The 17,686-nt window shown below is 61.2% G+C and carries 14 protein-coding genes; 7 read left to right on the top strand and 7 right to left on the bottom strand.

The genetic code is table 11. The annotated features are described in order from the left end of the window. Positions 1-137 precede the first annotated feature (137 nt). Entirely contained in the window at positions 138-317 is a 180-nt protein-coding gene (locus HDF16_RS08660; RefSeq protein WP_184215545.1) for a hypothetical protein, read from the top strand. 319 nt (positions 318-636) lie between these two features. Further along, complete coding sequence (locus tag HDF16_RS31210; RefSeq protein ID WP_184215543.1) at positions 637-4,335, top strand: TonB-dependent receptor; 3,699 nt, start codon at positions 637-639, stop codon at positions 4,333-4,335. 149 nt (positions 4,336-4,484) lie between these two features. On the opposite strand, the gene HDF16_RS08650 is transcribed toward HDF16_RS31210, so the two are convergent. Continuing rightward, positions 4,485-5,852, bottom strand: coding sequence for an Nramp family divalent metal transporter (locus tag HDF16_RS08650; protein WP_246408899.1), 1,368 nt, complete (start codon positions 5,850-5,852; stop codon positions 4,485-4,487). Positions 5,853-5,964: 112 nt separating this feature from the next. Here HDF16_RS08650 and HDF16_RS08645 point away from each other — a divergent pair, with 112 nt between their 5' ends. After that, positions 5,965-6,639, top strand: a complete 675-nt coding sequence (locus HDF16_RS08645; RefSeq protein WP_184215542.1) for a metal-dependent transcriptional regulator — start codon at positions 5,965-5,967, stop codon at positions 6,637-6,639. Positions 6,640-6,777: 138 nt separating this feature from the next. After that, a complete protein-coding gene (gene purD, locus HDF16_RS08640; RefSeq protein ID WP_184215540.1) occupies positions 6,778-8,187 on the top strand; it encodes a phosphoribosylamine--glycine ligase in 1,410 nt (469 codons plus the stop codon). Here the strand turns inward: purD and HDF16_RS08635 are convergent. Continuing rightward, positions 8,184-9,236: a hypothetical protein gene (locus tag HDF16_RS08635; RefSeq protein WP_184215538.1), complete on the bottom strand. Its 1,053-nt coding sequence runs from the start codon at positions 9,234-9,236 to the stop codon at positions 8,184-8,186. The two genes, purD and HDF16_RS08635, sit on opposite strands and share 4 nt — an antisense overlap. A 39-nt stretch (positions 9,237-9,275) precedes the next feature. Here HDF16_RS08635 and HDF16_RS08630 point away from each other — a divergent pair, with 39 nt between their 5' ends. Continuing rightward, positions 9,276-11,327 (top strand): glycosyltransferase family 39 protein, encoded by a 2,052-nt coding sequence (locus HDF16_RS08630; protein ID WP_184215536.1) that lies wholly within the window; start codon positions 9,276-9,278, stop codon positions 11,325-11,327. 150 nt (positions 11,328-11,477) lie between these two features. Next, positions 11,478-13,313 carry an ATP-dependent DNA ligase gene (locus HDF16_RS08625; RefSeq protein ID WP_184215534.1) on the top strand — a complete coding sequence of 612 codons (1,836 nt, stop codon included), beginning with the start codon at positions 11,478-11,480 and terminating at the stop codon, positions 13,311-13,313. 11 nt (positions 13,314-13,324) lie between these two features. Here the strand turns inward: HDF16_RS08625 and HDF16_RS08620 are convergent, their stop codons facing one another. The 3 genes from HDF16_RS08620 to HDF16_RS08610 all read right to left on the bottom strand — a co-directional run bounded on the left by HDF16_RS08620 (position 13,325) and on the right by HDF16_RS08610 (position 14,770). Next, positions 13,325-13,738 (bottom strand): hypothetical protein, encoded by a 414-nt coding sequence (locus HDF16_RS08620; protein WP_184215532.1) that lies wholly within the window; start codon positions 13,736-13,738, stop codon positions 13,325-13,327. Positions 13,739-13,807: 69 nt separating this feature from the next. Then, positions 13,808-14,020, bottom strand: a complete 213-nt coding sequence (locus HDF16_RS08615; RefSeq protein WP_184215530.1) for a hypothetical protein — start codon at positions 14,018-14,020, stop codon at positions 13,808-13,810. 183 nt (positions 14,021-14,203) lie between these two features. After that, positions 14,204-14,770 (bottom strand): type VI secretion system tube protein Hcp, encoded by a 567-nt coding sequence (locus tag HDF16_RS08610; protein ID WP_246408983.1) that lies wholly within the window; start codon positions 14,768-14,770, stop codon positions 14,204-14,206. A gap of 227 nt (positions 14,771-14,997) precedes the next feature. Between HDF16_RS08610 and HDF16_RS08605 the strand changes: the two genes are divergently transcribed. After that, positions 14,998-16,044, top strand: coding sequence for an aldo/keto reductase (locus HDF16_RS08605; RefSeq protein ID WP_184215526.1), 1,047 nt, complete (start codon positions 14,998-15,000; stop codon positions 16,042-16,044). A gap of 83 nt (positions 16,045-16,127) precedes the next feature. On the opposite strand, the gene HDF16_RS08600 is transcribed toward HDF16_RS08605, so the two are convergent. After that, the gene (locus HDF16_RS08600) at positions 16,128-16,619 is read right to left on the bottom strand and encodes a DinB family protein (RefSeq protein ID WP_184215524.1); all 492 of its coding nucleotides are present in this window, start codon (positions 16,617-16,619) and stop codon (positions 16,128-16,130) included. Between the two features lie 25 nt (positions 16,620-16,644). After that, the gene (locus tag HDF16_RS08595) at positions 16,645-17,568 is read right to left on the bottom strand and encodes an MBL fold metallo-hydrolase (RefSeq protein ID WP_348641275.1); all 924 of its coding nucleotides are present in this window, start codon (positions 17,566-17,568) and stop codon (positions 16,645-16,647) included. Between the last annotated feature and the right edge of the window lie 118 nt (positions 17,569-17,686).

Below are 17,686 nucleotides of genomic sequence, written 5' to 3'. Positions count from 1 at the left end.
ACCTCACTTCTGCACACCAGAAAGCTTTCCGGCGCTGCGACGGTGGTGTTATCGGATGCCCCTCAAGCCGTATTGTCCGAGCCGCGACTTTGGAGCATTGTCAAAGGAGAACTTGGACAGTGTTCCTGGAGGATTCAATGGATCAGCCTACGCACGCCGAACGAGCTGAAACGTACGTCATACCTTGGCACTTTAAGGCCGAGGACCCGGAGTCTGGAAGAGACTGCGTCCTGATCGCCACGATGATCGGAGACGAGATGCAAACGATCTCCTTGCACGCCGGTCACCTGCCTGATATGTCGCCTGAGCTCACATAGAACGACTGGGGCAAAGCTCGACTGAAGTCTGCCCTGGCCTCGTCTCGTCGAGAGCTAATCAGGTATACCGCGCGTACACCGGTCCCATAGCGCTCTTTTGCTGAGTGCCCTTACATCTCGATTTGGAGATGTGGCCATCGAGCGAAGCCCGACCGCCTGCTCCCCGGCTCCATCCCTTGTAAACCATTCGGTCCCGCATCCTTAATCAATCGTCTTGCATACTGAATGCTCATTCATGTAGAAGATTCCCGCGCGAAATCGTAGTCTTTATCCGCCACGAACCTCACCGGGCAGACACTATTTCGCAGAGGTGTCCTACATGCTCATCCGTACTCTGCGGAGCCTCCCCGCGCTCCTGCTGTTCGCTGTAGGCTTCGCATCCCCGGCGCTCCACGGCCAGAACACCGCCACCGCCCAGCTCTCCGGTACCATCCGCGACTCCACCGGCGCAGCCATTCCGGGCGCAACCGTCACCATCGCCGACGAGAGCAAGGGCTTCACCCGCACAGACACGAGCGATGGAGCAGGGAACTACCAGCTTCTCCTTCTGCCCCCGGGAACCTACATCCTTACCGTTAAGGCGAACCTCTTCAATACCCTCGAGCAAAAAAACATCACCCTTACCGTAGGCGAACAGGCCGAGCTTCCCGTCACGCTCCAGGTCGCCTCCGTAGGCCAGATCATCGTCGTTCAGTCCAGCGCCGACGTCATTGAAACCCAGCGCAGCTCCCAATCGACCACCGTCGACCAGCTCAAGATCACCAACCTCCCCACTAACGGCCGCAACTACATCAACTTCACCCTCACCAACTCGCAGATCGCCCGCGACGCCGCACCCTCTGTCGGAGCGATCCCCACCTCCGGCCTCAACTTTGGCGGAGTCCGAGCCCGCTCCAACTCCATCAACGTCGATGGCGCAGACTCGGGCGACTACGTCTCCGGCGGAACCCGCGCCACCGTCTCCCAGGACGCCGTCCAGGAGTTCCAGATCATCACCAACGGCTTCGCGGCGGAGTACGGCCGCGCCTCCGGTGGCGTCGTCAATATCATCACCAAATCCGGTTCGAACAAGACCCACGCCAGCGCCTTTGGCTTCCTCCGCAACCGCTATATCCAAGCCACAAATCCGTTTAGCACTGTGGCTCAGCCTGCCTACACCCGCGTCCAGGCCGGCTTCACTGTAGGCGGAGCTATCATCCCCGACAAGACCTTCTACTTCTTCTCCACCGAGATCACCCGCCGTAACGAGACCGGCTTCTCCGACATCGGCTCCAACAACTTCGGCCTCACAGCCATCGACGTCAGCAAATTCTTCGGCTACCCCTCCGGCACCGTCTCCATCCAGGGAACCCCGCAGCAGGCCGCCGCCCTCGGCTCTCTCCCCGCCGCAACTCCCGGCATCCAGCAGTACATCGCCCTCGTCGGATCATCCTCTTCACTCTCAACCACCGGCCAGAACCCCGGCTTCCTCCAGCCCACCATCGGAGCCGCAAACTTCGTCACCTCCGGCCAGGCGACGCCCGCGTCGTTCGTCCCACTGAACTCGCTCATCGGCAACTTCCCCATCGGCGAAAAGACAGAGGTCTACTCCCTCCGCCTCGATCACAAGCTCACAGAAAACCAGCAGCTATTCCTCCGCGCCAGCGTTAGCCCCAGCTTCGTCTCCGGCATCCAGGAGAACGCCGCCAACCAGAACCTCGGCGAAAACTCCTTCTCCCGCACCGCCACCCAGCGCTTCCACGACTACTCCATCCTCGGCCAGCACACTGTTCTCTTCGGCTCGAACAAGGTCAACGAGCTTCGCTTCCAGTTCGCTCGCCACCCCATCATGTTCGCCAACACCAACTCTCTCGGCGGAGACGGTGCCGCCGTCAACATCCCCGGCTTCGCCTACTTCGGCAAGACCCCCTTTTCCGTCGTCGACCGCATCGAAGACCAGTCCCAGCTCCAGGACAACTTCACCTACACCCGCGGCAGCCACACCGCCAAGGCCGGCATCGACCTCCGCTACATCGTCATCAACCTCAAGCAGGGCCAGCTCTACGGTGGCGGCGACTACAGCTTCGCCGCCCTCAGCGCGACCGATGTCTCGCCAGCACTAGCCGGCCTCCCCGGCTTCTCGCCCATCCAGGCCTACGGCCTCGGCCTGCCACAGTCCTTCGCGCAAGGCATCGGCAAGACCAGCACCAAGTACGACCTCAAGACCCTGGGGGGCTTCCTCGAGGACAGTTGGCGCATCACCTCGCGCATCACCCTCAACTACGGCGTCCGCTACGACGTCGAATCCTTCCCTACGCAGTTGGCCCTGAACTCCGCAACCAACTCCGCCGAACGCGCCTACGGTGTCCGCGAAGGCATCCGCCTCCAGGACTCGAACGTCGCCCCCCGCATTGGTGCTGCCTGGGACATCACCGGCGACGGCAAGACTGTCGTCCGCGCCAACTATGGCCTCTTCTACGACCGCGCGCCAGGTAACCTCGAGTCGCAGTCGCTCAAGTTCAACGCCAGCGCCGTACCGCTCGTCATCCTCGCCGGCGGAGCGCCTTGCACCGCGGCCAGCACCTTGAGCCCTCTCAATCTCAACGCGACCAACACCTTCCAGGGCTCGCTAAGCAACGCAAACTGCCTGCCCGTCCCTAGCCTCAACTACATCCCCGGCCAGCAGCGCTTCGACCCCGACAACTCCGCCTCCCTCTTCGTCAACCAGAACTACCTCGCCGCCGGATTCCCACTCGCCATCCTGCCCTCCGGCCTCCCTGCGGATCTCCACTACGTAACCCCCTACGTCCAGCAGATCTCCTTCGGAATCGAGCGCGACCTCGGCCACAACTACTCGCTCAACGTCGCCTTCAACTCCACCGGAGGCCGCGACCTCAACCGCCCCATCAACGTCAACCCGGTCAACCCCGCTCTGGTCGTCGCCAACTGGCGCAACGCCGTCGCCGCAGTCAACGCAGGCTCCGCCGGAGTCTTCCCCGGAACCCCGCAATCCGCCGTCGCCTCCGGCACCTCGAACCCTCTTACCGTCGCCACGGCTAGTGGCACCGTCCCGTGCGGAGTAGGCCCCAATGGCCCCTACGTCGCCCCGCCGCTGCTCAACTTCTTCCGCCGCTCTGGCCTCAACACCTCGCTAGGCCAGTTCCTCGACTCTCAGGGCGCAGGCCAGTGCGTCGAACTCGCCAGCGAACTTGCTGCCGCCTATGGCCTCGGCATCGGCCAGGCCGTCCCCTTCGGCGACATGACACCAAACCTCACCACCGGCACCTCCAGCTACAACGGCCTCTCCGTCAACCTCAAGAAGACCTACTCCGCCAACTTCGAGGGCCTTCTCAGCTACACCTGGTCCCACGCCATCGACGACTCCACCGATGTTGTCTCCACCTCCGACTCCCCGCAAAACAACTTCGCCCCCAACGCCGAACGCTCCCGCTCCGCCTTCGACCAACGCCATCGCCTCGTCCTCAGCGGCGTCTACAACTCCGGCAAAGTCGGATCAGGTAAGTTCATGAGCTCGCCCTTCATGCAGAAAGCACTCTCCGGCTTCACCGTCGCTCCCATCATCGAGATCTCCTCCGGCCGCCCCTTCAACATCCTCACCGGTACCGACACCAACTTCGACTTCAACCCACTCACCGACCGCCCCAACGCCGTCACACCCGACAGTGCCCCCACCAGCTGCGGCACCGCCCCCGTAGCCTCGAAGTTCTCCCCCACCGGAGCCTTCAACCTTCCCTGCTACATCGACGCTCCCGCCAACGCCGGCTCCACCGACAGCCACTTCAGCGGCAACCTCGGCCGCAACGCCGCCGTAAAACCCTACGTAGTCTTCACCGACTTCCGCCTCGCCCGTGCCTTCGTTCTCCCCCACGAGATAGCCCTGCAAATCACCGCCGACGCCTTCAACCTCATCAACAAGAACAACACCCTGGACGTAAACCTTCTCTACACCAACGCAGGCCGCCCCACCGCCGCCTCCGATCCCCGCCAGTTCCAGTTCGGAGCCCGCCTCTCGTTCTAGCCATCATCACAAACCCGCCATCCTGAGCGGCGTTTGGCGCGCACTTGCGCCCAAACGCAGTCGAAGGACCCCGATACCGCCCACATCACCTCAGCCGCCCGAACCTTTTAACCACGAACGTACCGCCACGTCGCGAAAACGGGCCTAGCCTACCCACCTATAGCCAACTGCCCCACCAGCACCACATTCAATGCCACAATAATCCCCACCGTCACCCACCCCGCAACACGAACTCTAGGCGGACTCAAAAACTCACCCATCACCCCGCTCCGATTCGTCAAAATCAGCAACGGCACCAGAGCAAACGGCAGAGTAAAGCTCAACACCACCTGCGACAGCACCAATATCTTCAACGGGTCGAGCCCAATGGCGATCACCGCCAGCGCCGGAATGATCGTAATCAGCCGTCGGACAAAGATCGGAAACTTGATGTCCAGAAATCCTTCGATAATCACCTGTCCAGCCAGCACCCCAACCGTGGATGACGAGAGCCCCGAACACAGCAGCGCGACCGCGAACATCATCGCCGCCGCCGGCCCTAGCAGCGGTCCCAGCGTCCGGTAAGCATCCTCGATCGAAGGAGCCGCAAATCCCGTGTGCGCAAGCGCCATGGCCGCCATCACGATCATTGCCGAGTTGATCAGCCAAGCCCCGTTCATCGCTACGATGATGTCGATCAGCTCGTAGCGTAGGTAACGCCTCCGGCTCGTATTCATGCCTGAAGTCGTACCCGCCAGCCGCCGTTGGTCCTTGGCCTCAAGCTCCTTCAAACGCGGCTGCACCAGCGCTGAATGCAGATACACCACATGCGGCATCACGGTAGCGCCCAGCATCGCGACTGCCGTGTAGATGCTGTCGTGGAACGACTTCGCGCTGCTCCCATCCAGCATCGGCACCAGCGTATGCAAGGCCACGTTGCGCCAGTCAGGATGTACCAGGAAGACCTCTACCGCATAGCAGACCCCAATGATCGCAACGAACCCGATGATGCCGCCCTCGAACCACCGGTACCCCGCGACCTCAAGCGCCAGAATCCCGAACACCAGCACCGAAGCCGCCACCGCTGCAACAAACAGAGTCCCCGTCCGCGAAAATCCATACTCCAGCAGCGGCGTTCCGAACAGAAGGTAAATCCCGATCGCAGCTCCCAAGAACTCCGCCAGGTCGGTCGCAATCGCCGACACCTCAGCCGCAATCCAAAGCAGAATCGTATTCCGTCGCGAGAAGTGCTTTCGGCAGTTCTGCGGCAGCGTCAGCCCGGTCACGATCCCGAGCTTGGCCGAAAGATACTGGACGAGAATTGCCATTGCGTTCGACCACAACAGCACCCAAAGCAGCTTGTACCCAAACTGGCTTCCGCCCTGGATATTCGCAGCGAAGTTGCCGGGATCGATATAAGCCACGCTCGCAACGAACGCCGGGCCGAGGTAACGCATCAACTCGCCGCGCTTTACCTCCTGCGGCACCGCGCCGAAGTCCGTCGTCTCCGCATCCCGTACTGTTGATCCCGATCCCAATTCCGCCTGCCTCAATCGTCCAAATTTAGTCTTGCCTACTTATTAGGTTTACCTAAATCAAACTTCTGAGTCAAACTGTTAACTCCGAAGTCGTACCGCTTTGAAAGATCCCATGCCCCAACGCAGCACTGAATCCGTCGACAACTACCTCAAGGCGATTCTCACTCTCGGCGAGCGTCAGCCCGGCCGTGTAGCCAGCAACGCCCTCGCCGCTCACCTCGGCGTCGCGCCAGCCTCGGTCACCAACATGCTGCAGAAGCTCGCCGCCGCAGCCGCACCTTTCGTCGAGTACGAGCGCCACCGCGGCGTTCTCCTCTCGCCCTCGGGCCGTCGTCGCGCCCTCGAGATCGTGCGCCACCACCGCCTCATCGAGACCTTCCTCTACGAGGTCCTCGACTACCCCATCGAAGAGCTCCACGAAGAGGCCGAACGCCTCGAACACTTCATCTCTGAGCGCTTTGAAGAGCGCATCGCCGCCAAGCTCGGCCACCCCACCACCGACCCCCACGGCCACGCCATCCCTTCGCTCGAAGGCGAGATGCCGCCGCGCTCCTCTATGTGCCTCACCGACGTCTCCGAGGGCACCTTCATCGTCGACAGCATCTCCGACCGCGACGCCCCCACTCTCCGCTCTTTGCAAGCCAACGGCCTGACTCCAGGGACGAAGGTCCGCGTCACCCGCTCACCGTCAGACAGCTACTCCGTCCGCATCGGCCGCTCCACGACCGCGCTTGATCTTTCCCCAGAGGTAGCCCGCGAGGTCCGCATCCTGCCGCTCACGAAATAGCCGCAGGCACCGGGTGCCCAGAATGTTCGGGTGCCCCATTCATGCGGCTTCATCGCATGAGTGGGACGTAAGACGCTCCCCTACCTTAGTGACCCTTCCGAAACCATCTATCATCAATCTCTGGAGACTCACCGAAAAATGAAGGTTCTCGTATTAGGCGGCGGAGGCCGCGAACACGCCCTCGCATGGGCCATCGCGCAATCCCCCCGCGTCACCGAATTGGTCATCGCACCCGGCAACGGCGGCATCGCCGCCTGGGGAGCAACCGCGAAGATTCCCGTCCGCTGCGTCCCCATTGACGGCACCAACCTCGAAGCCATGCTCGCCCTCACGCTCTCTGAGGGGCCCGACCTTACCGTCATCGGCCCCGAAATCCCCCTCGCCTTCGGTCTCGTCGACGAACTCGAACGCCACGGCCTCCGCGTCTTCGGCCCCACCAAAGCCGCCGCCGAACTCGAGTCAAGCAAGGCCTTCGCCAAGCAATTCATGCAGCAGCACGGCATCCCCACCGCCGGCTACGTCGTATGCGACTCGCCCGAAGACGTCGCACGCGAACTCATCGCATTCGCCCTTCCTGTAGTCGTCAAGGCCGATGGCCTGGCTGCCGGCAAAGGCGTAGTCATCTGCGCCAGCAGGGAAGAGGCCCAACAAGCAGCTGACGAAATGTTCTCCGGCGCGCTACTCGGAGCAGCCGTCGACCAGGTCGTCCTTGAAGAGTTCCTTCACGGCGAAGAGCTTTCCTTCTTCGCTCTCTGCGACGGCACCCACGCCGTCCCGCTCGCCGCCGCGCAGGACCACAAGCGTATCGGCGAAGGCGATACCGGCCCCAACACCGGCGGCATGGGAGCCTACTCCACGGACGCCTTGATGTCGCCCGCCATGCGCGACTGGCTCACCGCGAACGTCGCCCAGCCGGTGGTAGACGGTATGGCCGCCGTCGGAACTCCCTTCAAGGGCATCCTCTTCTGCGGCATCATGATGGTCCCCGAGCAAGGCGCCAATGAGGAATTCCAAAGTGTCGATACCATTAGCCAAATCGCCATCATCCTGGGCGAAGCAAAAGATCCCGGTATTGCGTTCGGCGGTAGACCCGTCCTCCCCATGGTCCTCGAGTTCAATACCCGCTTTGGCGACCCAGAGACCCAGGCCCTCATGCTCCGCCTCGACACCAACAAAACCGACATCGTCGACCTCTTCACCGCTACCATCGACGGCACCGCCGACAAGCTCGACATTGCCATGAAGTCCGGCGCGAGCGTATGTGTCATCGCTGCCAGCGAGGGCTACCCCGGCAAGTACCCCAGCGGCCGCTCCATCTCCGGCCTCACCACCCAATCCGACACCGAAGCCGTCACCGTCTTCCACTCCGGCACGTCGCTCAAGGGCGAAACCCTCGTCACCGCCGGAGGCCGCGTCCTTGGCATCACCGCCTACGCCGCCGACCTACGCTCCGCCCTCGACCAGGCCTACGCCCGCCTCGACCAGATCACCTTCGAAGGCATGCAATTCCGCCGCGATATAGGCTGGCGCGCCCTGCAAAAACCCTAGTTTGGTTTGGAGTCATCCGGCTTTGGCGTCACATGCAGCGCCTCGCCCACATGTCGCGCCGAGCTTCCGAGAGCATGCTTGGTCTTCCGATAGCTCGTCCCAAGCGCGTTGCCCGTCGAATCCTGCGCGGTCGACAGCGCATTGCCAGTTGAGTCGCCGGCCAGCGAGATGGCCGAGCTCGCATTGTGCCCGCCACCAGCAATGCTCTGCTCCGTAGCGCTGCTGATCGAGATGATCTGCTGCGCCGGATGCCTGCCCGCGTTGACCCAAGCGATGTCGGTATCGGGCAGCGCCTCCAGCCGCGCCAACGGCTCTGCCGGAAAGTTTGTCTGCGACATCTTCGCCGCCAGCGGCCACGCCCTCGACGCGATAAACGCCGACTCGTTCATCGGTGCTCCCACCTCGCCCAGGTTCACGATCCCACCTGGCGTCAACGGGACCATCCTTTCGCACTTGTCCGCGCCGCATCCGCGTCGGCATAGCTCCCCATTGAGATAGGAAGCATGTTTACCCGGAGATATCCAAACCCTCGCCCCGCGATCTTCCGCATGCAGTGTAGACGCCCGCGCAACCTGGCTGACGTCGCACACCGTATTCTCATGCGCCGCCGCGTACCAGTAGATTGCTTTCCAATCGTCCCGCTTCCACTCCGCACTAGACCTGGAAGCGCGCACCAACACCGCTACATGCTCCGTATCCAATGGATGCCCATGCTTTCCGCAGTCCGTCCGCCACAGATGGTAGTAGTGAATCTCCACGTCCTGCCTGCGTCCGCCACCCGCTTTCGCCGGAGAGACCTGGCCGTAGATCGTGCCGTTTTCGTGCTCCACCTCGGGCGTCTTCACTGCTGGCCGGAACTCCGCCGGAACATCCGAGCAGTCACGCTCCCCAATCATGAACGTTGGCGCAAACTGCACCAGCAGCGCCTGCTCCAGCCCATCACTCATCCCGTCATGGTCAGAATCCACACTCTGAGCGATCCCATGCCCGCAAGCTCCAACCACCAGCGTCAGGAAGACCAACGCTCCGCTCCACAGTGAAGTCCTCATATTGATCCCGTCTTTCGCGAATAAGCCACCCGCAATTGGATGCATAGTTCGAACCGCACCGGATACTATCTTGAAATCAATCCATCCGCCGAGCGTCCCGTGCCCAGCTATCTTCCCAAGATCAAGCCCGCCCATCGAAAGCTCTTCTTCCTGACCCTGCTTGCGATTCTGGCCGCGCAGCTCATCCACGTCAGCGGTGCCACCTCCATCACCTGGGACGAGGGCCACCACCTCTATGACGGTTACAACACCTGGAAGAACTTCGACTACCGCCTCAACCCCGAGGTCCCGCCGCTGGTAAAGTTTATCTCGGCGCTGCCCCTCCTGCACGCGGACCTACAGGTCCCACCGAATCAAGAGCGCGAAGAACAGACCGAGGCTTACCTCGACGGCCGTGCCTTTCTGATCGCCAACGGCTACGACCGCATCCTCTTCCCAGCGCGCATGGCATGCGTAATCTTCACGCTCGCGCTAGCGTTGCTCCTCTACGCAGCCACAAGCGAGATCTTCGGCCCATTCGCCGCGCTGCTTGCTCTAGCGCTCTTCGCCTTCGATCCCAACTTCCTCGCCCACGGCGCGCTCGTCACCACCGACGTCCCCTGCGCCTGCCTGATGCTCGCCTCCATCTACGCATGGTACCGCTACTGCAAGCGGTCAACGACCCTCCGGCTCTTCCTGGTCGCGCTTGCAATCGGCCTATCGGTCGTCGCGAAGTTCACCGGAATCTTTTTCTGGCCGATGCTTCTCCTCCTCGCCGCAGGCGAAGCCGCCCGTCGCCGCAGCCTCCGCCTCTTTGGCCAACGCTTGGCGGCTCTAGTTGCCGTCGCCGCAGTTGCCTACATTATCCTGTGGTCTTTTTACGGCTTTCGCTACGCCCCGGCCCCCAACGGCCGCGACACCAACCCTCCCTTCGCCGAGTACCTCCACAAAGTCCCGCGCCCCACCGACGCCGCCCACCTCGAACTCGTCGCCAAGCATCACCTTCTCCCCGAGGCCTACATCTTTGGCCTCGCCAACACCAAGATCACCGAGAATGCCGACACCAGCTACTTCTTCGGCCACGTCTACCGGCACGGCACCTGGCTTTACTTTCCCGCCGCCTTCCTCATCAAATCCACACTTCCATTCCTCATACTGCTGTGCCTCGCGCCCTTCGCGTGGCGACTTAGCCGATGGAACGACCGGGCCTTCGACCTCACCTTCCTCCTGCTTCCTGTCGTCGTCTATCTCGCCATCGCGATGAGCTCCAGCATGAATATCGGCCATCGCCATCTGCTGCCCATCTACCCTTTTCTCTACATCCTCGCTGCCGGCGCCGCCCTCGCCCTCTACGAGTCGAACCGCCGTTGGGCCGCACCCATCGCCGCACTCCTGATCTGGCAGGTCGCAACCTCCGTCTACGCCGCACCCGGCTACATGGGCTACGGCAACGAGGCCTGGGGCGGCTCCGACCAAGTCCACAACTACCTCAGCGATGCCAACACCGACTGGGGCCAGCAGCTCAAAGACGTGAAGCTCTACATCGACAAGCACCACATCACCAACTGCTGGTTCGCCTATTTCGTCGACGGCGTCACCGAGCCCTCCGACTACGGCATCCACTGCAAGCGCCTGCCCACGCAGGAGTCAACGCTCTGGATGAATCTGCCCATGGACGTTCCTCCCGAGATCGACGGCACCGTCTTCCTCTCCGACAGCGACCTCCAGGGCATCGAGTACGGCCCGGGCGCACTCAATCCCTACGACAGCTTCCACGCCATCAAGCCCACCGCCATCATCGAGCACGGCCTCTTCGTCTACGATGGCCACTTCTCGCTTCCCCTGGCGAGCGCTCTCGATCAAGCCGAGAAAGCCGATACCGCACGCTATGCGAAGCATCTCGACGCCGCCTTCGCCCACGCCCGGCAAGCCGTCGCGTTAGCCCCGCAATCCGTCCGCACACAGAGCGCTCTCGCCGATGTACTGGCCGAGCAAGGCCGTTCCGCCGAAGCGCACGCCCACTACGCCGCCGCTCTTCAGAACGCCCGAACCATCGAGCCGGAGCTGCAGGCAGACCAGATTCCCAGTCTCGAACAGAAGCTACGACCGTAGCCCTGTGCATCTTGCCTCTCTTTGTTTGTCATTCCCGCAAGGGAATCTGCTTTTGGTTCTAAACCCGTTACCGCATCACCAAAGTAAGCGCAGACCGCCCCAAACGCATCTGTATCCAGAGAGCCCTGAATTTCTGGAGATCATGACCCCATGGCGTTGTTCGCAGACGTAGCCTCGCTGGCTGAATACCTCTCCGGCGAACCCAGCCGCCTGAAGAAGCGCGCCGCCATCGCCGCCGCCTTGCGCTCCGCGCACTCCGCCGCTCCAGCCAGCAATGACGCCGGTCTCCTGGCCCTCTACATCGCCGGAACTCCCTTCGCCGAATCGGACCCACGCAAGCTCAACGCCGGAGGCGCTCTGCTCTCGAGCGCCATAAAGGCCATCACCGGCGCCACAGACGCAGCCCTCACCACCGCCTACCGCCGCCACGGCGACATGGGCGCAGCCGCCTTCGACCTCTGGCCCCTGCAGGCGACCGTCACCTTGACTCTCTCCGAAGTCGCCACCACCTTCGCCGCTATGCCCTTCGCCAAGACCACTGCCGTCCGCGGCGAACTCGTCCAGCGACTCCTCCGGCGCTCCTCACCTCTCGAAGCCAAGTACCTGCTCAAGCTCATGCTCGGAGACATGCGCATCGGCGTAAAGCAGAGTCTTGTCGAAGAAGCGATCGCCGCCGCAGCCTCAGTCGAAGACGGCACGCAGGTGCTAGTCAAAGCCGTCCGCCACGCCGTCATGCTCGAAGCCGACCTCTCCCGCGCCACCGCCATGGCCTTCTCCGGCACTCTTGACCAGGCGATGATGCGACTCTTCCATCCACTTGGGTTCATGCTCGCCAGCCCCGTGGAATCACCTGAAGAGGCCGTGGCTCGCTTCAGCTCTAAGCCGATTGACGAAGCCGAAGAAGTACGCGTCGAAGCCTTCCTCGAAGACAAGTACGACGGCATGCGCGCTCAAATTCATTGTGGAGAAAGTTCGCGCGTCGCCATGTACTCCCGCAACAAGGAAGAGATTACCGAGAGCTTCCCGGATCTCCTCGAAGCTTTCGCATCTGTCCCGGCCAGCACAGGCGGGCTAATTCTAGACGGCGAAATCCTAGGCTGGGACTTCGCCACCGGCCGGGCGCTACCCTTCGCTGTCATGGGCCAGCGCATCGGTCGCAAGCGCGTACAAGCTGAACTCCTGCGCAAGATCCCCGCCGTCTTCATGGTCTTCGATCTGCTCTACTCCGCAGGAGAGCTACAGCTCGACAAGCCATTGAAAGCCCGTCGCAACGCCCTAGAAGCCATCGTCGAGCAGCTCGGTACGCTTGCCACATCCCCCATCCCAATTGAAGATCGCACCCCTCCTGCACAAGCCGACCTCTTCTCGCAGCTCGAACCAACAGCCGCCGAGGAAGAGAAATTCGCACGCCTCATGCTCTCGCCCTCGCGTCTGGTCGAATCCGCCGAAGAGATCGATCGCGCCTACGCAGCCGCCCGTGCCCGCGCCAATGAAGGCGTCATGCTCAAAGCCGCCAACTCGCACTATCAGCCTGGTCGCCGGGGCCTAGCCTGGATCAAGCTGAAGCGCGAACTCGCCACCCTCGATGTCGTCATCACCGGAGCCGAGTTCGGCCATGGCCGTCGTGCCGGCATCCTTAGCGACTACACCTTCGCCGTCTGCGGCCCCGCCTTCCACCAGACCGGCGAACTCCTCAACGTCGGCAAGGCCTACTCCGGCCTCACCGACGCCGAGATCGCCGAACTAAGCGCCTGGGCGATGGCCCACACTTTGGAAGATCAAGGCCACTTCCGCACCGTTGAACCCATTCGCATCCTCGAAGTGGCCTTCAACAACATCATGCGCAGCGAACGCCACGCCAGCGGCTTCGCCATGCGCTTCCCGCGCATCCTTCGCATCCGCGACGACAAGCCCCTCGAAGAGATCGACACCCTCGACCGCGTCGAAGAGATTTATCAATCCCAGGTCGACAAGCCGGTGGAGTGAATCAGATGTGTCTACTCAGACTGACCCGTGACCTGGAACTTCGCAAGTCTTCCATCCGGCATGAGTAACTCATAGTTCTTCATCACGAAGTGAGAGACCTTCGGCTCCTTCAACTTGTTAGACAGAAGCATCGCTTTGTAGTCTCCCGGAGCCAGGAACCCATCGTAGGATTCAAACCTCGTCTCCCCCGAATGGTTCTCAATTCCACCTTCAAGCTCGAACTTCGCTCCATCGATCGTTGCATTCAAAACGAGCTGCGAAGCGCATTGTGGCGTCGCTCCCCTCTGTGTGCACTGCCACACGGTTCGCGATGAAGTCACGTGAAGGTTCACGTTATAGTCAGCCGGATTGGGGGGCGTTGAGGCAAAGGAGGCGGTTGCGCAGAGCAGAAAACAGGGAAGATGGCGGAGGGCAAAGCTCTTCATGATCGAGACCCTTTCAATTCCATGCTGATCATATATCCGCTTCCGCGCGCGAGGATTGCTACCCTCACTTCACCCCGACCGCTTGGTCCGAATGATGTCCTCGCAGTTGAAGCACTGCCGCATCGCGATCCCCGGCTTCCCCGTCTCGCGATTGTTCGGGTGGATCGCCTGCAGCCGGTTGCACTTCTCGGTGATGTGGTAAACATCGCTGCCGATGCCCCACGTTGGTGGAATCTCCGGAGTAAGCCCCGGTTCTGACGGAAATAAAAGAGTTGCCTGCACTACATAAGAATACCGGCGACGCCAGTGGAAAGAAATTCCACGAGATTATGGCTGTTTACTCTCCAATGAACCTCGTTCCGGGCCACCGTTCCGCGACACCTGCATCGCAACCATTATGGAATATCAGCATGCGTGTCAGCTTTCGCGCCGTCTCCCCGACTTGTTCCGGATGCGCTGTAGCAACTACTTGCCCTGCAACTCAGAGCAATGAGAGCTGTCCTGAACATTTCTAACTCGGTCCCATCCGCGGCAGGATAGTAAGCTCCCTGACGGTGACAACTCCGCCAGGGTGAGGTCCCCGTACTCGAGCAGCACTTGTTCCTGAATCACAGTCTTGTCAGCCGCGGCATCGGTAAGGTCCTTCACCGCGGCCAGGCCAAGTCGAATGACAAAGGTTGACTGCGAAGCATTGCCAGCGGGCGGAGAGATGACGACAAGCACCTCACTGAACGCAGTGCCGCTAACGGCCGAACTGAAAAAGACAGGTGAGCAGAGGTCTATCGGCTTAACGATACTTAAGGGGTTGAAAGTAATCTTTCCGGCCCCTGCGCCAGAACTTTGCGACCCTATATTCAAGGTTTGTTCAATATTGTATTTGACGGAGCTTGCATTGAACACGCATGCAGCTGCGGTGTCACCATAACTCTTGAGAGTAACGGCGATTGTGGCGGTCCTTGCTGTAATCGGGTTGTCTTGCGCGAAGATGGATCCACACCCAACCGTAAGAATTACTACCAGCGATGAAAGCATCTTCACAGGTACACCTCGGTCCAATCAATTAACACGGAGGATTATGGCACGACGAATCGAGCTTCCCGTCTATTAATTTCGAAACGCTGCGGAGCTTTTGCGCTCGGCGGCCATCCGGGCATCGTCGCCTTTTGCTAAAGGCCGGAGTACATGCACTTACGCCGACCCCGCGATCGATTTCTACAGGCCAATCAATCGAAGACGAGGTTGGAGGCATCTATAGTCACATGGAATATCGTCAACTTGGCAAGTCAGGATTCAAGGTGCCGGAGCTCTGCTTCGGCTGCGGAACATTCGGCGGACACGACAACGAGTTCTTCAAGACCTGGGGCGCGTCCGACGTCGCCGAGGCCCGCAAGATCGTCGACATCTGCATGGAAGCCGGCCTCAACTTCTTCGATACCTCGGACATCTACTCGATGGGCTCCAGCGAAGAAGTCCTCGGCAAGGCCATCGACCACCTGAAGCGCGAAGATGTCCTCATCTCCACCAAGGCCACCTTCCGCTTCGGTAAGGGCCCCAACGATGTCGGCAGCTCCCGCTACCATCTCACCCAGGCCCTCGAAGGCTCCCTGAAGCGCCTCGGGACGGACTACATCGACGTCTACCACCTCCACGCCTTCGACGCGACCACGCCAGTCGAAGAGACCCTGAACACCCTCGACAACTTCATCCGCCAGGGCAAAGTCCGCTACATCGCCGCATCGAACTTCTCCGGCTGGCACCTCATGAAGTCGCTCTCCGTTAGCGAGCGCTACGGCTGGTCGCGCTACATCGGCCACCAGGTTTACTACTCGCTCCTAGGCCGCGACTACGAGTGGGAGCTAATGCCCCTCGCCGCCGACCAAGGCGTCGGTGCTCTCGTATGGTCGCCCCTCGGCTGGGGCCGTCTCACTGGCAAAATCCGCCGCGGCCAGCCGATGCCTGAGACCAGCCGCCTCAACTCAAAACTCTCCACGGACGCCGGCCCGCAGGTCCCCGAGGAGCATCTCTACAAGGTCGTCGACGCTCTCGATGAGGTTGCTGCCGAGACCGGCAAGACCGTTCCGCAAGTTGCGCTGAACTGGGTGCTCCGCAGGCCCACTATCTCGACTGTCATCATCGGTGCCCGCACCGAGGAGCAACTCAAACAGAACCTCGCCGCAGTGGGCTGGCAGCTCACGCCGGAACAAATCGCCAAGCTCGACGCCGCCAGCGCGGTTCCGCTCGCCTACCCCTACTGGCACCAGGCCTTCTTCTCGGAGCGCAATCCCTTCCCCGTGCCTCAGAAGTAGTTGGTCTGTGCCCATTCATCAGGTCTGTGCCCCATTCATCGCAGCAACATCGCGATGAGTGGGACAGCCCGAGAATCTTCCGGTCACGCCGAATAATTCGGCAACTGCTTCAAGTGGTGTTTCAGGTGCCCGATGTAGTCCTCGATCAGGAAGCCAAGCGGCATCGGCCCTTCTTCGAAGTGCCACACGCGGCCCAGATGTTCTACCTTGATGTGCTGAATTACATAGGCGAGATGCTGGTTGAACACCCGCCACGTCTCGAGCGCCTGCATCCACGGCATCACCGCGTAGCACTGCACCGCGACCCACTCTTCCTGCTTGTAGCCGGGGAGATGCAGGTCAGGCTCAATCTGCAACCGTACAAACCGCTGGTGGTTGTTCGCGGCCGAATCGATCAGGTGCCCGACGACCTGTTTGGCGCTCCACTTGTTCGCGCCGAGAGGCTGCGAGGTCAATGGTTCAGGCAGGCGGCAAAGCCCATCGAAACCCTGCTCAACAACAGCACGCAACTCGGCAGCGAGTTTCTTGGGTTCAAGTGTGGAGAGGTCGCTCGGTTCGGTATAAAGCAAGGGCATGGAAGACTCCTGGTACGGTGCAATTCTAATTTCCGACTGGCGTCGCCACCGGCTTGCCCTTCTCATTCAGGACAACCTTCGCCGCTGGGGTGTGGTGGTCGTGCGTGAAGAGCACGGTCCATTGCTCCGGAATCGCGCGCTCATAAAATCTCTTGCGCTCCGCAATGCACCGCACCGGGTCTAGATCGTATGCGATCACCCACGTCGGATCGAGATGGTGCACGGTCGGGATCAGGTCGCCAATGTAGCAGGCATGCTCGCCGCCCGACTCAATATGAACGCCGATCATCTGCGCCGTGTGACCCGGAAACTCCTCCACCGAAATGCCGGACACGATCTCAGGATTGGCACGAATGCCTTCCGCCGTGAGTAGCGTCATCTGGCCGGAGGCGATCAAAGGATCGTAGTTCGGCGAAAGATAGCTGACGCGGTCGCGGTCAAGCTGCAGGTGCCCATGCGCAACCTCGCCTGCGTGCGCAAAGTATCGTGCGTTGGGAAAAGTCGGCGTCACCGAGCCATCAGGATGCAGCGTCGTGTTCCAGCCGCAATGGTCGAAGTGCAGGTGGGTATTGAGGACGACGTCAACCTCCTCCGCTCGCACCCCGGCGGCTGCGAGCGAGGCTGGCAGCAACTCCTGATTCTGTTGAATCTCGCGCATCTTTGCGGACTGTTTGTTGCCGATGCCAGTCTCGATCAGAACGACGTGCTTGCCCGTCCGTACCACCACAGAATTCAGGCCGAGCAGAATGCGGTTCAGATCGTCCGCCGGCGTCCGCTTCGACCACAGCGTCTTGGGAACGACGCCGAACATAGCCCCGCCATCCAGCAGGTAGGTGCCATCGCTGCAGACGGTCACGTCGAAGGCGCCCACATCCAGCCGTGTCCGTACGAGATCGCCATCGTTCGCTCGTGCTGCAGGATGTGTCGCGATGGTTGCCGATGTGCTCACGCAGAGTAGTCTACCGCGCGTGACTTCGCTCAGTTCGCGTGTCGCGCATTCGCAACGCCTGCGGTCGCAGGCGCGCATTCTTTACTGAACACGCGAAACTGTTGCCAGATATGCGGAG

Origin of the sequence: Granulicella aggregans (assembly GCF_014203275.1) — a bacterium.
Lineage (GTDB): Bacteria > Acidobacteriota > Terriglobia > Terriglobales > Acidobacteriaceae > Edaphobacter.
This window is presented reverse-complemented; position numbering and strand designations above follow the sequence as displayed.

What these genes read in the sequence shown, in the direction of transcription:
- HDF16_RS08625 (WP_184215534.1), top strand. Translation starts at nt 11,478, where the DNA reads ATGGCGTTGTTCGCAGACGTAGCCTCGCTGGCTGAATACCTCTCCGGC.
- HDF16_RS08630 (WP_184215536.1), top strand. Translation starts at nt 9,276, where the DNA reads ATGCATAGTTCGAACCGCACCGGATACTATCTTGAAATCAATCCATCC.
- HDF16_RS08660 (WP_184215545.1), top strand. Translation starts at nt 138, where the DNA reads ATGGATCAGCCTACGCACGCCGAACGAGCTGAAACGTACGTCATACCT.
- HDF16_RS08645 (WP_184215542.1), top strand. Translation starts at nt 5,965, where the DNA reads ATGCCCCAACGCAGCACTGAATCCGTCGACAACTACCTCAAGGCGATT.
- HDF16_RS08610 (WP_246408983.1), bottom strand. Translation starts at nt 14,770, where the DNA reads ATGCTTTCATCGCTGGTAGTAATTCTTACGGTTGGGTGTGGATCCATC.
- HDF16_RS08620 (WP_184215532.1), bottom strand. Translation starts at nt 13,738, where the DNA reads ATGAAGAGCTTTGCCCTCCGCCATCTTCCCTGTTTTCTGCTCTGCGCA.
- HDF16_RS08635 (WP_184215538.1), bottom strand. Translation starts at nt 9,236, where the DNA reads ATGAGGACTTCACTGTGGAGCGGAGCGTTGGTCTTCCTGACGCTGGTG.
- HDF16_RS31210 (WP_184215543.1), top strand. Translation starts at nt 637, where the DNA reads ATGCTCATCCGTACTCTGCGGAGCCTCCCCGCGCTCCTGCTGTTCGCT.
- purD (WP_184215540.1), top strand. Translation starts at nt 6,778, where the DNA reads ATGAAGGTTCTCGTATTAGGCGGCGGAGGCCGCGAACACGCCCTCGCA.
- HDF16_RS08605 (WP_184215526.1), top strand. Translation starts at nt 14,998, where the DNA reads ATGGAATATCGTCAACTTGGCAAGTCAGGATTCAAGGTGCCGGAGCTC.
- HDF16_RS08600 (WP_184215524.1), bottom strand. Translation starts at nt 16,619, where the DNA reads ATGCCCTTGCTTTATACCGAACCGAGCGACCTCTCCACACTTGAACCC.